General features: G+C 44.9%; 12 protein-coding genes. 9 read left to right on the plus strand and 3 right to left on the minus strand.

Annotation, left to right across the window (positions count from 1 at the left end; translation table 11 throughout):
* Positions 1-27: 27 nt before the first annotated feature.
* Positions 28-816 carry a winged helix-turn-helix domain-containing protein gene (locus tag H6G48_RS22490; protein ID WP_190723266.1) on the minus strand — a complete coding sequence of 263 codons (789 nt, stop codon included), beginning with the start codon at positions 814-816 and terminating at the stop codon, positions 28-30.
* 439 nt (positions 817-1,255) lie between these two features.
* Here H6G48_RS22490 and H6G48_RS22495 point away from each other — a divergent pair, with 439 nt between their 5' ends.
* The gene (locus H6G48_RS22495) at positions 1,256-3,073 is read left to right on the plus strand and encodes a S8 family serine peptidase (RefSeq protein WP_242034739.1); all 1,818 of its coding nucleotides are present in this window, start codon (positions 1,256-1,258) and stop codon (positions 3,071-3,073) included.
* A 147-nt stretch (positions 3,074-3,220) separates the two neighbouring features.
* Here the strand turns inward: H6G48_RS22495 and H6G48_RS22500 are convergent, their stop codons facing one another.
* Entirely contained in the window at positions 3,221-3,541 is a 321-nt protein-coding gene (locus tag H6G48_RS22500) for a DUF3155 domain-containing protein (RefSeq protein WP_002798554.1), read from the minus strand.
* A 387-nt stretch (positions 3,542-3,928) separates the two neighbouring features.
* Here H6G48_RS22500 and H6G48_RS22505 point away from each other — a divergent pair, with 387 nt between their 5' ends.
* From H6G48_RS22505 to H6G48_RS22525, 5 genes are all read left to right on the plus strand, one after another.
* Positions 3,929-5,185: a GAF domain-containing sensor histidine kinase gene (locus H6G48_RS22505; protein WP_190723268.1), complete on the plus strand. Its 1,257-nt coding sequence runs from the start codon at positions 3,929-3,931 to the stop codon at positions 5,183-5,185.
* A 222-nt stretch (positions 5,186-5,407) separates the two neighbouring features.
* Positions 5,408-5,785: a type IV pilus biogenesis protein EbsA gene (gene ebsA / locus H6G48_RS22510; protein ID WP_190723270.1), complete on the plus strand. Its 378-nt coding sequence runs from the start codon at positions 5,408-5,410 to the stop codon at positions 5,783-5,785.
* Positions 5,786-5,820: 35 nt separating this feature from the next.
* A complete protein-coding gene (locus tag H6G48_RS22515; protein WP_190723272.1) occupies positions 5,821-6,897 on the plus strand; it encodes a phosphotransacetylase family protein in 1,077 nt (358 codons plus the stop codon).
* 40 nt (positions 6,898-6,937) lie between these two features.
* Complete coding sequence (locus tag H6G48_RS22520) at positions 6,938-8,752, plus strand: ABC transporter ATP-binding protein (RefSeq protein WP_190723274.1); 1,815 nt, start codon at positions 6,938-6,940, stop codon at positions 8,750-8,752.
* Positions 8,753-8,961: 209 nt separating this feature from the next.
* The gene (locus H6G48_RS22525) at positions 8,962-10,401 is read left to right on the plus strand and encodes an aminotransferase class I/II-fold pyridoxal phosphate-dependent enzyme (RefSeq protein WP_190723275.1); all 1,440 of its coding nucleotides are present in this window, start codon (positions 8,962-8,964) and stop codon (positions 10,399-10,401) included.
* On the opposite strand, the gene H6G48_RS22530 is transcribed toward H6G48_RS22525, so the two are convergent.
* Positions 10,393-11,769 carry a serine/threonine-protein kinase gene (locus H6G48_RS22530; RefSeq protein WP_190723278.1) on the minus strand — a complete coding sequence of 459 codons (1,377 nt, stop codon included), beginning with the start codon at positions 11,767-11,769 and terminating at the stop codon, positions 10,393-10,395. The genes H6G48_RS22525 and H6G48_RS22530 overlap by 9 nt on opposite strands.
* 371 nt (positions 11,770-12,140) lie before the next feature.
* Between H6G48_RS22530 and H6G48_RS22535 the strand changes: the two genes are divergently transcribed.
* The 3 genes from H6G48_RS22535 to H6G48_RS22545 are packed head-to-tail and all read left to right on the plus strand — an operon-like array spanning position 12,141 to position 14,578.
* On the plus strand, positions 12,141-12,671 hold the full coding sequence (locus H6G48_RS22535; protein WP_190723280.1) for a DUF4242 domain-containing protein: 531 nt from the start codon (positions 12,141-12,143) through the stop codon (positions 12,669-12,671).
* Positions 12,672-12,683: 12 nt separating this feature from the next.
* Entirely contained in the window at positions 12,684-13,799 is a 1,116-nt protein-coding gene (locus H6G48_RS22540; protein ID WP_190723282.1) for an acyl-CoA dehydrogenase family protein, read from the plus strand.
* Positions 13,796-14,578, plus strand: coding sequence for an ABC transporter ATP-binding protein (locus H6G48_RS22545; protein WP_149988525.1), 783 nt, complete (start codon positions 13,796-13,798; stop codon positions 14,576-14,578). The genes H6G48_RS22540 and H6G48_RS22545 overlap by 4 nt, the downstream gene beginning before the upstream one ends.
* Position 14,579 lies beyond the last annotated feature (1 nt).

Genomic DNA, 14,579 nt, shown 5'->3' on the forward strand with positions numbered 1-14,579 from the left:
CTGCTAATCAGTCGGACAAAGCCAGAATTAACGACTAACATTGTGAGCAGGAATTTTGTTAATGGAATGACCGTTATGATTGCCTTTGGTGGAAGCAATAATATTAGCTTCTAAAGCTGAATTGATCTCGGCCAACATTTCTAGATTGAAACGATAGCCGACGTTGCGGACGGTTTGAATTAAATTAGGTTGTCTGGGATCGGTTTCGATTTTTTTCCGCAGAGAGAGAACATGAGTATCGATTGTCCGGGGATTATCAATTTCCTCGGGCCAAGCGCGACGCAGTAAATCGGCTCTTGATAGGGGTGTTCCCTCCGCTTGGGCTAAAACGTAGAGTAGGCTAAATTCTTGGGGCGTTAATTCGATATACTCCCCGCGAAATTGTACCCGTCGTTGGGCTAAATCTATTTTTAATTGCCCATAATCCAAGTGTAGAGGAGCAGCCCTACTGCCTAAACGACGAGTTAACACTTCTACCCTAGCCATAAATTCTTGCATTCCAAAGGGCTTTCTCAGGTAGTCGTCGGCCCCTGCTTTTAAACCATTGACCACGTCTTTTTCGCTATTGCGGGCCGAGAGAATCAGTATTAAAGACTGTTTTTGTTGATCAAGCCAACGGCAGAGTTCGATTCCATCCCCGTCCGGCAAGTCGGAATCGATAATTGCTAAGGTTGGTTGACGATGAAGGAAAGCTTGACGCGCACTTTGCAGGGTTGCCGATTGATTAACCAAATAACCGGCCTGTTGCAGATGCCAAGCTAATAGCGATCGCAAGTGCGGGTTGCCCTCAACAATAGAAATATGGATCGATACCACTTGAGTTTCTGCCCCATTACTGCACAGATTGACACATTGTCAAGGTATCAGAATTAATGTCAAGATGTTGTAACAATCGTAACATTCGTCGGTCGTCAGCTTTGAATCAGTGATCAGTGATCAGATCTGAGTTTTCAGTTCACTGATTACTGTTTACTGTTGACTGGTCACTGAAAAAAAGCTCCCCGCTCCCTGCTCCCTACTTCATAATTCACCCCATGTGCAACTAATTTTGGCTCTTCTCGACTTTGTGTGATAATTTTTGCTTATGTAATCGTGAAATGCTTATCGGGCAAGACTTTTAGGACTATTTTGCGGATATTCTATCAGTATAGACCTCGTTTTCACACAGAAACCAGAAGCGCCATATTGTCTGTCTGATAATATCTTATTGATTGTTCTCTCAGCCATTTAACCACTAAAAAAGCACCAGAACACCATGATAGATAACTTTGCCGCCAACGACCTCTATAACTGTATAGATAGTCTAGATTCCTCAGATTTTCAGAAATTCCTAGCGGGGAATAAGTCATCAATTTTTCCCACCATAGCCACTAATCGAGCCACATCTCTTTTCAAAGAAGAAGTAGCGAGCATTGATCTTGATCTTACTACCTTAGATAACGCCGGTAATACCTTAGCAACGGCGCGTGATATCACCATTGGAGCGACTCCCACCAGCTACAGCGATTTTGTTGGTTCTACAGACACCGATGATTACTATCGTTTTAGTTTAGGAACCAGTAGCAACTTTAGCCTCAATTTAACGGGATTAAGTGCCGATGCCGATGTGTCCTTATTGGATAGTAATGGCAGTGTGATTACTAGCTCCACTAATGACGGTAACATCAGTGAGAGTATTACTCGTCAACTGAATGCGGGTACTTACTTTGTCCTGGTTTATCCCTACAGTGGCAGCACTAACTATGACTTAAGTTTAGCTGCCACTGCGGGGAGTCCTGATAACGCTGGCAATACCTTAGCAACGGCGCGTGATATCACCATTGGAGCGACTCCCACCAGCTACAGTGATTTTGTTGGTTCTACAGACACCAATGATTACTATCGTTTCAGTTTAGGCAACAGTAGCGACTTTAGCCTCAATTTAACGGGATTAAGTGCCGATGCCGATGTGTCCTTATTAGATAGTAATGGCAATGAGATTACTAGCTCCACTAATGGCAGTAACATCAGTGAGAGTATTACTGGTCAACTGAATGCGGGTACTTACTATGTCTGGGTTTATCCCTGGAGTGGCAGCACTAACTATAACTTAACCCTGTCGGCGACCACAGCCACAGTTGTACCCGGATATAGTGCCACTTCAGGATACGGTTTAGTTAATGCCGCAGCAGCCGTCGCCGGAGCCTTGAATCAAAGTACTTTTGCCAATGTTCCCACTTTTGGTGGTGCTAATGACTGGGGGGTTAACTTAGTTAATGCTCCGGAAGCTTGGGCAAGAGGTTATACAGGACAAGGAATCGTCGTTGCTGTACTAGATACAGGAGTTGACCGCAATCATGCCGACTTAGCGGGCAATATTTGGACGAATGCGGGCGAAATTGCCAATGATGGGCTTGATAACGATGGCAACGGTTACGTTGATGACGTTTATGGCTGGAACTTTGCCAATGGCAATAATAACACTTTAGATGGCAACCGCCATGGTACTCATGTGGCGGGAACCATTGCTGCCGGTAATAATGGTTTCGGAGCCACTGGTGTGGCCTACAATTCCAGAATTATGCCGGTGAAAGTTTTGAGCGATTCCGGTAGTGGCAGCTATAGTGGCGTTGCCCAAGGAATTCGCTACGCCGTGGACAACGGTGCCGATGTGATTAATATGAGTTTGGGCGGTGGTAGCACTAACAGTGCAGTTCAATCGGCCCTCCAGTATGCCAGCAGTCGCGGTGTTATCGTGGTTATGGCCGCCGGTAATGCGGGGGCAGCTCAACCCGGTTATCCCGCTTTCAATGCCACCTCTTGGGGTCTTGCCGTAGGTGCCGTTAATAGTTCTAACCAGATGGCTTCCTTCTCCAATCGTGCTGGCTCCAATTCTTCGATGAGCTATGTCACCGCTCCAGGCGTGCAAGTGTATTCTACTATCCCTAATGGTGGCTATGGTTTCTTGAGTGGAACCTCCATGGCAACACCCCATGTGGCCGGAGTGGTGGCCCTAATGTTGAGTGCCAATCCTAATCTGACCGATGCTCAAGTACGTCAAATTATTACGGCCACAGCAGGTAATGTCGCCTAAAACTTGGCTGTTTTTCAGCCTCAGATTTCTTACCTTCAGCCATCAGCGAAAAGCTGATGGCTGATTCCTAGATCTCAGACAAAAAAAACTCGTTTACTTTTGCGTAAACGAGTTTACTTTCCATGATACGATTAATAGTCCTGGGAATTATTTGGCAACTGCTACCGGTGCTTTGACGGGCTGGGGCTGGGGCTGCAGGTCGCGCAAACTTGGGAAAAGGAAGTGGTTTTCCTCCACATATTGCGCTCCAAACAGTCCTTTTTCAGCCCAGAAATAGCGATCGGTTGTATGCTCGTTACGCTTAACAATCAATAAAGCTGGTGGGCTAATGCCTATAGCTTGAATATACTTACGCGCCGCAGTTACGGGTTTATCTTCGCCACTTTCAATACTATACTGGGGTATAAGTTCAAGTATCTTACGTCCTTCTTGACGACGGCGACTTTTACGTTTCCGTTTTCTGGCCAACCCAATTACCTCCTGTTTTGGCTAATCGTTGTAATGATAGTTACAAAAGCCGTAGCAATTGTATCCGTTCTAGACCAAGAAATCAAGTGTCTCTCACAAAGCCAATTACAGACAAGTTTGACTAGAAGCTAGACTGAGACTAGGTTTAAGTTTTTGTTACAAAAACACACCCACAAATATCGATACAAAACTTATTATTCTTAAACTTTTTTTAATATATACCGTGATCCACCCCGAAAATAGTGCTAAACCCTTGTCCTAATTGCTTTTTGCTGGCTGCCCTCGACTCAAGAGGAGGGTCATTCTCCCCTATGTAAACTGGGAAACAAAACTCGCAACCCTAGCTGTATCTAGGTTTTCTGATTTTTTACTTTTTACTTTCTTGGTATGCCCTTCTCCTCCCCCTCCCGGACTCCCCTGAGTGATGATTTTATTGCCCTGTGTCAGGCACAGATGGAACTTTTGCGAGAGCAAATGGAAACGGACAGAAGTGCGGTTTATTTAACTGAACCTTTATCGAGTAATTTAATCCCAGTCGTTGTTTATCCGCCTTTTAACCCCCCTTCTCCCCAAAAAAAGCGGCTTTCCTTACAACCGGGGCAACCGGCGGCAGACTTGTTAACTGCGGTTAAGTTAGAAGATTTATCCCACCTCTGGGGTAATCAGGAGACCGTCAGCAGTCATCGCTTGTTTTTACCCTTAATGTATGAAGAGGGCATGATCGGATTATTGGTGACAACCAGAGAAAAACGACCTTGGCAAAGTTGGGAATTAACCCGGATGGAAAAAATCACCCAAACCCTCGCTTTGGCCTGTGTACTCGATCGCCAATTAGGAGAAGAACGTTATTATCGACAATGGCAACGTCAGCGCCTCGATACCTTTCTCCATCAAATCCGCAATCCCCTCACCGCTTTAAAAACCTTTGGTAAACTTCTGCTCAAAAGGCTTTTAGCCGAAGAAGGTAACGATCCCGCCATTACTGGTATCCTGAGGGAAAGCGATCGAGTTCGGGACTTAATCGCCGAATTTGAGGCACAAATTCAGCAAGAAAGCGAAAATTACCCCACCGTCGATATTCCTCTCCTGCAAGCGCAATCTTCCCCCACCGCCTTTCTCTTGCCTGCTGGCAGCGGCCAACTAACTCCGATCGATCTCCATGATCTTCTCGATCCGCTGCTCCTTTCGGCCCAGGCCGTAGCCAAAGAGAGAAATCTCAGTCTAGAAACGATTCACGGGGAAGACATACCACTTATTTGCGCCAATATCCCCGGTTTGCGGGAAGTATTCAGCAATTTAATTGATAATGCCCTCAAATATACTCCTGCTGGCGGAAAAGTCACCGTCGAGGTGCAGAATGTTAAGAATAGTGTAGAAATTGTTTTTAAAGACACGGGTTATGGTATATCGAGGAGCGATCAAGAAAGAATTTTTCAACGTCACTACCGGGGAGTGCAAGCAGGGGGAGATATACCCGGCACAGGATTGGGTTTAGCGATCGCTAAAGAATTAATTACCAGCATGGGGGGGACGATTGAATTTATCAGTCCCAATCCCGAGCAAACAAGTTCCCTCTACCCCGGCACGGTTTTTCGGGTTCATATACCAGTTATACCCGATGATAACCTCAGTATAGAGGGATGATCTGGTCGTCAATTCTGCCTATTTTCTCGATCGGGAGATTCCTGGGGCGATCGGTTAAAATATATGGAAAATATCAGTGTCAATGGTAACTTGGCTGTGAACCAAAGAATTAACAGTAGCTAGAGACAATCAATTACACACATCTAAGTAACTCTTGCCTTTTGCCCCTTGCATGAGTGCCTATCCTAACCAAGAAGTTAATTTTGTCCTATTACTTAAATTATGCCGACTATCGAACAATTAGAACCCGCTAATAAGGCCGATGTGGTAGTATATATGCCCTACTATGCCAAGGACAAACATAGTATCCTGCCCTATGCGATCGCTTTGTATCAAGCAGGATTTTTAGAAGGTCGTCGTCGCATAGAAAACAGTCAAGGGATTCCCTTTGTGGCGTCTTGGTATGTATCAAAATTGCCCTCGGAATTGACCCGTTGTCGTTTACAATTTGAAGGACAGGCCGACCTAAGCTATGAGATGACGATTATTAACGCCGAGTTGATCGAATATCTCATCGATGCGATTAAAACCTTTAAGCAGCTAGGTTCAGCCGACTTTTCGCAGGGATTTTATCGGAAACTGCTGCGATTTGAAGAATAAAAGTCGGGATTTTACGGGTTAAAAAGGAGCAAATCGTGGCGAAATCAGCCAAATCTATACTCATATCTTCCCTGGAACCCCTCAGTGGTAAATCGGGAACTATCGTCGGTTTAGCGCATCTCTTGCGGCAAAAAGGCCTAGAGATAAGTTACGGCAAACCAGTGGGCAATTGTCCGGGCTACGTCGATGGGCAATTGGTCGATGAGGATGTAGAATTTATCCGGCAATTACTAGAATTATCCCCCGATCAGCTGCGTTTACCCGTGATCTATACAGATGTGGATTCCGTTGCTAAACGTCTGCAAGGTGCAGATAAACAGGACTACGGCAATATTCTTGCTGGCTATCTCGATCGGGTTAACAGTGATATTACCCTCCTCGAAGGGCCGGGGACTCTCTGGGAAGGGAGTATTTTTCAGTTATCGATGGGGGAGATGGCCAAAATTCTCCAGACTCCGATCCTATTGGTGGCCCGCTATAGTTCTCCCCTGATTGCCGATAGTCTGCTGAAAGCGCAACAGGAATTAAATAATCAGCTGCTGGGGGTAGTAATTAGCGATATCCCCGCCGATGATTGGGATGAAGTACAATCTCTCCTTAAACCCTATCTCGCTGGCCAAGGTGTGGAAGTTTTAGGACTGTTACCCGCTAGTAAACTGCTGCGCAGTATTAGTGTTCGGGAAATTGTCCATCTTTTAGAGGCCAAAGTATTATGTCGGCCCGATCGTTTGGATTGGATGGTAGAAAGTTTAGCGATCGGGGCGATGAATGTCAACGCCGCTTTAGAATATTTTCGCAAGGGGGAAAATATGGCCGTGATTACGGGTGGCGATCGCACAGACCTCCAGTTAGCTGCCCTAGAAACTTCCACCACCTGTTTAATCTTAACTGGTTCTATCTCTCCAGATCCCCTGATTTTGGGCCGGGCCGAGGATTTAGAAGTACCGATTCTCTCGGTAAATTTAGATACTCTCAGTACCGTGGAAATCGTCGATCAGGCCTTCGGGAAGATTCGCTTACAGGAACAGGTAAAAGTCGCTTGTATTCGAGAATTAATGGAGGAATATTTCCAGATCGATCGCCTGTTAGAAAAGTTAACAACAGAGGGGTAATTTCTCCCCGGCTGCCGAGAATTTCATTGGAAATCCCTTCATGAGTCTATCATCCTCCCCTGTGTCCCCTCCGGTCAAAGAAAATGACTGGAGATTATTATTAAGATTACTTCCCTACGCAAAAAAGCAAAAAGCCCTGCTATTTTGGTCATTAATACTTCTTTTTCCCCTATCTCTCACAGGGGCGATCCAACCCTTAATTATCGGTCAAGCGGTCTCCCTTTTGCAAAAGGAACAAACTTGGGATTTTTTGGCTCGAATGCCCTTAACAGCAGCCATTAATACCCTAATTATTATCCTCTCGGCTGCGATTATTTTACGACTGATTTTAGGGACAACACAAGGTTATCTAGTGCAGAAAGTCGGTCAGTCAATTACTGCTAATGTCCGGGAAGATTTATTTACCCATGTCACCTCCCTTTCCTCCAGTTTTTTTGATCGCTCTCCCGTGGGACGTTTAGTCACTCGTTTAACCAGCGATGTGGAAGCATTAGGAGAAGTTTTTGCTAGTGGGGCGATCGGAGTTGTCAGTGATTTGGTCAATATTTTAGTTATTATCATCACCATGTTTACCCTACAATGGCAATTAGCTCTATTGTTGGTGTTGATGTTATTTCCCGTCACTGCTTTAATTATCTTTTTTCAAAAACAATACCGCATCGCTAACTATCAAGTACGCGAGGAATTATCAAAACTTAATGCCCAATTACAGGAAAATATAGTCGGAGTTAATATTGTTCAATTATTTCGCCGCGAACGCTTTAATGCTGAAATGTTTCGCGCTATCAATACTCACTATCGTCAATCCCTAGATAAAACAATTTTTTATGATTCGGCTGTCTCGTCCACTTTGGAATGGATCGGATTAATTGCCGTGGGAGGAGTATTATGGTTAGGCGGGATTTTGATTCTCCAGAAAACCATTGATTTTGGGGTTTTATCAGCTTTTATTTTATTCTCCCAACGTCTCTTTAATCCCCTGCGTCAGTTTGCCGAAAAATTTACTATGTTTCAAGCGGGTTTTACTGCTATAGAACGAATTGGTGAATTAATTAGTATTCCCATTGAAATCAAAGATTATAACAATAATAAGGAGATTTATTTCCCAGAAAAACTTAAAACTGGCGAGATTATTTTTGATAATGTTTGGTTTGGTTATAAACCCGATGAATATATTATCAAAGGTCTCAATTTTACCATTCATCCAGGGGAAAAAGTCGCTTTAGTTGGTCCGACTGGTGCGGGAAAAAGTTCGATTATTCGTCTTCTCTGTCGTCTTTACGAACCAAGTAAGGGCAGAATTCTAGTGGATGGTATCGATATCCGTTATCTTCCCCAAGCGGAATTAAGACGTTATATCGGTGTCATTCTGCAAGAAACTTTTCTCTTTGCCGGAGATGTTACTCGCAATATTACTTTAGGGGAAAATTATGATTTTGAGCAGGTGAAGGCAGCAGCTAAATTAACTAATATCGATCACTTTATCGAGGAGTTACCCGATGGTTATCATACCCTTTTACGGGAACGAGGCGCAAATTTATCGGGAGGACAAAAACAATTACTCGCTTTTGCGAGAGTCGCTATTCGTAACCCCGAAATTTTAGTTTTAGATGAAGCTACCGCTAGTTTAGACGTGGGGACAGAAGTATTAATTCAAGAAGCTTTAGAACAGATTTTAGTCGATCGTACCGCTATTATTATCGCCCATCGTCTCTCCACTATTCGCGATGTCGATCGAATTCTTGTCCTTAAACGCGGGGAATTAGTCGAATCGGGAACCCATGAAGATTTATTAACCGAAGACGGCCTCTACGCTAGTTTATATAAACTGCAAATGTTAGGCACAGATAGTTAACAGTTATCAGTGATCAGTGATCAGTGATCAGTTATCAGATTAAAGTGATAACTGATAAGTTTTAAGTTTTAAATGATATTATTCGCCGATCAATCTTCACTAATTACTGTTTACTGATTACTGTTTACTGTTTACTGTTTACTGTTTACTGGACGGCTACGCCGTGCCTTTGGCAACACTGACAAATCCCCCACTTCCCACTTCTCACAATGCCTTCGCCAGAATCTGCTCCGCTACTATCACAACTGCAAAAAAAAGTCAATAGTTTAGATGTACCATTTTATGCGCCAGGGCATAAGCAGGGGGAAGGAATCGGGGAAGATTTAAGTAATTTACTGGGAAAAAGCGTCTTTAAAGCCGATTTACCCGAATTACCCGACCTTGATAATTTGTTTGCCCCGACGGGGGTGATTAAAGAAGCGCAAATTTTAGCAGCCGAGACATTTGGGGCAGATAAAAGCTGGTTTTTAGTCAATGGCTCCAGTTGTGGCATTATTGCGGCGATTTTAGCCACTTGCGGCGAGGGAGATAAAATTATTTTGGCGAGAAATATTCATAAATCGGCAATTTCGGGCTTAATTCTCTCTGGGGCGCAGCCTATCTTTATCAATCCCGAATATAATCCCACTATCGATCTAAATTTAAATATAACCCCCCAATCCCTCGAAAATGCCCTGAAACTTCATCCCGACGCCAAAGCGGTGATGGTAGTCTCTCCCACCTATCAAGGGGTTTGCTGTGACTTAGAAACTATCGCCCAGATTACCGATCATTATTCTATCCCGCTGCTCGTCGATGAGGCTCACGGGGCGCATTTTGCCTTTCATCCCGATTTACCTCCGGCTGCCCTGTCTCTCGGCGCTGATATGGCTATTCAGTCCACCCATAAGGTTTTAGGGGCCTTAACTCAAGCATCGATGTTACACTTAAAAAGCGATCGCATTAGTTCCGAAAAAGTCGATCGAGCCTTACAATTAGTTCAAACCACTAGCCCTAGTTATTTGCTTCTCGCTTCCCTTGATAGTGCTAGAAAGCAAATGGCGACGCAAGGACTAGATTTACTGAGCAAAACCCTCGATTTAGCCGCTACTGCCCGAAAAGAACTCGATAAAATTCCTAATATCTCTGTTCTAGACTTTCCCCATTCTATCCCGGGTTGTCACTGGTTTGATCGCACTCGTTTAACGGTAATTGTCAAAAATTTTGGCTTAACTGGTTACGAAATAGACGATATTTTGCGAGAAAAATACGCTGTCACCGCAGAATTACCGACTTTAAGCCAACTTACTTTTATTATCTCCATCGGCAACCATCGCGAACACATTAATCGCCTAATTACTGCTTTTCAATGCCTTCAATCTCCTGACTCTACCAGTTTACCCCCCACTCCTCCCCCAGTCACGGGAAATTTGGCTATTTCTCCTAGAAAGGCTTTTTTTGCCCCTACAGAGATAGTATCCCGGAAAAATGCCCTCGATCGTCTTAGTGCTGATGTTATCTGTCCCTATCCCCCCGGTATTCCCGTTTTGATGCCGGGTGAGTTAATTTCTCAGGAAGTCCTCGACTATCTGCAAACTATTTTAGACCTCGGTGGCACGATTACCGGCGGTAGTGATGATAATTTAACCACTTTCAGGGTTTTAAAATAATCGCAAAATTATCTGATATATTAACCGGAAAAAGGCGGTAATAGCAATTGCTCCGATGGCTGCCATCACGGCAATGATAGCAATTTCAGGAAAATTTAGGCTTCCTTGCAGTTGCGAAAGAAAGAAGATGAGGGTGAGGGTAATTGCTGCTAGAATCGGTAAATCTCTCCCTTCAATCACTTTTTTAAATAATGCCCAAACTAAGCCACCTAAGATCATAAAAGCGATGACAATTCCTAGCGAGGGGAGTAAACTATTTAAGGCAATTACTAATAATGTCCCCTCAAATCCTGTAAAGGCAGCATTAGCGAAGGTTTCCCCAAGAGAAAAGCGGGAAGTTTTTCTAATCACTGGAGAAGCTGGAGGGGATGGAGGAATTGGAGAAGGTGGAGGAGATGGAGGAGATGGGGGAGGTGTATTTAAAGCGGTTAAAACTTCTCCACAGGATTGAAATCTATCCAGGGGATTTGCTAGTAACATTTTATTGAATACTCTTGCTAAATCTGCACTGATGTTGGGGGCATAATTTTGCCAATTCCAGACCTGTTTTTGGGGATCGTATAGATCATCAGGATCGCGATTAGTTAAGAGTATAACACAGGTAGCTGCTAGGGCATATAAATCTGTGGCTGCCGATACCTGATTGCCTAATTGTTGTTCGGGAGGAGCAAATCCAGCTGAGTAAATTGTTGTGGATTTCTCTTGTGTATTACTAGGGTTATTGGTAGCCTGTTTTACTGCCCCAAAATCGAGTAAATAGAGGCGGCCATTTTGGGAGCGCATGATGTTAGATGGTTTTATATCCCGGTGAATGGAACCATTTTCATGAATAAATTTGAGGATAAGAAGTAATTCTTTGAGAATGTTTTTGACTTCACTTTCTTGAAAGGGTTTTTGTTGCTGTTGGAGAATTTCTTCTAAGTTTTTACCGTCGATATATTCCTGGGCCAGATAGAAAAATTGCTCTTCTTTTCCCGTTAATTGATTCTTGACTGTTAAAGGGAAAAAAGCATAGAGATCGGGGATTTGGGGATGTTCTCGGCCTAAATCTTCTAAAACGTGCGCTTCTTGAAAAAATAAGTTTTTCGCTTTTTCTAAAGCTTGGGGACTTAAATTACCGGAGGGTTGAAATTGTTTGAGTACACATTTAGCTTTTTTGGGACTATAACGATCTACTGCTAAAAATGCTGCCCCAAATCCTCCTTGTCCCAATAGACGTTCCGGTAAATAACGTCCCCCCAAAATTAATGGCATCCCGCAAGTAATACAATATTTCTGCTCGATCGAGGTTAAGCGATTGCTATCGTCTAGGTCTAGGCACTGATTACGCGGTTTCGGACAGTGGGGACGCGTACAAATAACTTCCATAGTCACCGTTTCCCGTGGTACTGCTCTTAGTTTAGCTACTACCGGCAATTCGGGTTAAAATTTTTATTCTTGAGAAAGAGTTACAAAGAGGGTTCGTAGGCCGACACGGATTCCCATTATACTACAAGGTTAGCAGAAATTTTGGAGTTTGTCAAGTCTTTGGCCGAAAAAAATTCAGCCAGATAAGGGCGGTTATCGAAAAAATCGGGTCACGCATATCATTCAAGGCCAGGGTTCTGGCCACGACTTGAGCGAAACGGTCTTGAACCATCTACTCCCGTGTCACCTCGTTTTGAGGCTCTTGAAAATATTGCTTTTTTTTCTCAAAGACAGTAAACTCAAATGTATTGTAAATGTATTTCAGATGAATTATGACTCTATATCTAGTAGAGGATGATCGACAAGAAAGGACAAAAGAAGAGGTGAGCGAGATATTGGAGCGCATTGCCACACTCGCATCAAAATCGCAGGGAGAGTTAATCGAAGCCCTAATCGGTGAAACAGAGGGGCGGTTATTCCTGATTATCAAAGCGATCGATCGCGCCTCCCTCGAACAAGTACTAGAAAACGCTGGGCTAGGTTGGCAACTAATCAAGGAAATGCGCTTGATTGGGCAGGACTTAGCCACTGTGCGAGAGCGCAAAGACAAAGCCAACTATCTAGTACAGTGGAATTTACCTCCGGGGCTAACGATGGAAACTTACCTGCAACGAAAAGCGGAGAAAACCCCCCTTTATGCTCAAGTGCCTGAAGTCAGTTTCGAGCGTACATATATTTGCGAAGACTTGAGTAAATGTCTCTGTTTCTACGATAGTCCCGATGAAGCGGCGGTAAAAAGAGCCAGAGAAGTGGTCGGCGCACCCATAGATAGTTTGACCTCGATTGAAAATATTCAGCCCTAGGAGAGAACAATGATGCTAGATCGAGGCTCCGAAATCAGTTCTTTTCTGGAAGAAAGAGCCACTGACCTCAACAACGGTACAGCTAATCTCAACGTCGGTTGGGCCCTAACCAAGCTAGGAGAATCGGGCTGGTTCGGCTATGCTATACCTGAAAGCTTAGGGGGTCGGGGTGGCTCCTTATCACAGGCAGTAGAGGCGATCTCCTCTGTGTCCCAATGCTGCCTGACCACCGGTTTTGTTTTCTGGTGTCAGCGCGTCTTCATTCAATATCTGGCCGCCAGTAATAACACTTACCTACAAAACAAAATTCTACCTGCTGTTCTCAAGGGAGAGATAGCCGGAGCCACAGGACTCTCCAACGCGATGAAGTACCTCGGCGGGATCGAGGAGCTGCGTTTACAGGCAAAGATCGAGGGAGAAAACGTCACTGTTAATGGCTTCCTGCCCTGGGCCTCTAACCTCGACTCTAAGGGAGAATTTATAGTGGCCGTTGCCGCTCAAACCACATCTGGACAAACTCTTATCCTCGCCCTTCCCTCCTTCGCAAAAGGGTTAAAACGGGGTGAAGACCTACAATTATTGGGTTTACAAGCTTCCCGCACCAGTACCCTTGAATTCGATCGAGTTCAGTTATCTCACGACTGGATTATCAGCTTGGAAGCAGCAAAATTTTTACCCTCAGTCCGCCCCTGTTTCTTGCTGTTACAATGCGGACTGGCCCTTGGCATTACGCGTAAATCCCTTGGGGAGACAGAGAAAAGTTTAGGGGGAAAGGCCGCGGTAGCCAGCGATCGTTATTTCTTCGCCCGGGAGCGTCTGACTCGTCTAGAAAAGAAAATCGAGCAATTCAGCACCCTAGAAAGCTTCGATCTCGGACGAACACGCCAACTATTCACCCTCAGAGTGGACATTACCCGGTTAGCGGTGGAATCCGTATGGTTAGAAGCGGAAATTAAGGGAGGAAAAGGCTATTTTCGTAATAGCGACACGGCGCGACGGCTGCGCGAGGTCGCCTTTTTACCAGTGTTAACTCCGAGCCTGATTCAACTAGAAAGAGAGTTACAACGTCAGTCCTCTACCGATAAAATTCTCACTGGCGAACTTGATCGAGCGGGGGTGAGGGAATGAGCGTCGCCACTGATTACCCCGTCCTCACCCTCAAAAATCTCCACAAACGCTATAAAACCCGCCATGGCTACCGTACCGTTTTTGAGGATATTAACCTACAGGTGCGCTCCGGTGAGGTGGTTTGTTTGCTCGGGGCCAGTGGTTGCGGTAAATCTACCCTCCTTGCTACCGCCGCTGGTTTGCAAAGTGCCGATGGCGGAGAAATACAATTGCACTCACGACCCCTACAAGCACCAGACATCCGCAGCTCGATCGTCTTTCAATCCCCCGCCCTTTTACCTTGGTTAACCGTTTGGCAAAACGTGGCTTTTGGTTTGAAATTAAAGCGGATGCCCCGCCTCGATCATCAGCAATTACGCGAAAGGGTTCACACCGCCGTTAAAAGCGTCAAACTAGATGGCTTCGAGCGTGCCTATCCTCATCAACTATCCGGCGGTATGGCTCAGAGAGTTTCTCTAGCCCGCGTCCTCGCCCGCCGCCCCTCTCTCCTCCTCCTGGATGAGCCGTTTAGCGCCCTCGACGCGATCACCCGTTTCGAGATGCAAAAACTCCTCCTAGAAGTCATAGCTCTCTATAACAGCACGGTTCTCCTCGTTACCCACGACATCGATGAGGCCCTGTTAGTGGCCGATCGAGTTCTTCTCATGGGCCGTCATCCGGTGGGCATCCGCCGAGAATGGACCATCTCGATGCCGAAACCCCGTTTCGAGTCAGCCAAGCTTTTGAGTGATCTACGCCAGTCAATTTTTCAAGAATTAGCCCTTGTCATGACACTGTAAA

It is taken from the genome of Microcystis flos-aquae FACHB-1344, from assembly GCF_014698375.1.
GTDB classification, from domain to species: domain Bacteria; phylum Cyanobacteriota; class Cyanobacteriia; order Cyanobacteriales; family Microcystaceae; genus Microcystis; species Microcystis aeruginosa.

What these genes read in the sequence shown, in the direction of transcription:
- H6G48_RS22540 (WP_190723282.1), top strand. Translation starts at nt 12,684, where the DNA reads ATGCTAGATCGAGGCTCCGAAATCAGTTCTTTTCTGGAAGAAAGAGCC.
- H6G48_RS22525 (WP_190723275.1), top strand. Translation starts at nt 8,962, where the DNA reads ATGCCTTCGCCAGAATCTGCTCCGCTACTATCACAACTGCAAAAAAAA.
- H6G48_RS22530 (WP_190723278.1), bottom strand. Translation starts at nt 11,769, where the DNA reads ATGGAAGTTATTTGTACGCGTCCCCACTGTCCGAAACCGCGTAATCAG.
- H6G48_RS22505 (WP_190723268.1), top strand. Translation starts at nt 3,929, where the DNA reads ATGCCCTTCTCCTCCCCCTCCCGGACTCCCCTGAGTGATGATTTTATT.
- H6G48_RS22495 (WP_242034739.1), top strand. Translation starts at nt 1,256, where the DNA reads ATGATAGATAACTTTGCCGCCAACGACCTCTATAACTGTATAGATAGT.
- H6G48_RS22545 (WP_149988525.1), top strand. Translation starts at nt 13,796, where the DNA reads ATGAGCGTCGCCACTGATTACCCCGTCCTCACCCTCAAAAATCTCCAC.
- ebsA (WP_190723270.1), top strand. Translation starts at nt 5,408, where the DNA reads ATGCCGACTATCGAACAATTAGAACCCGCTAATAAGGCCGATGTGGTA.
- H6G48_RS22535 (WP_190723280.1), top strand. Translation starts at nt 12,141, where the DNA reads ATGACTCTATATCTAGTAGAGGATGATCGACAAGAAAGGACAAAAGAA.
- H6G48_RS22520 (WP_190723274.1), top strand. Translation starts at nt 6,938, where the DNA reads ATGAGTCTATCATCCTCCCCTGTGTCCCCTCCGGTCAAAGAAAATGAC.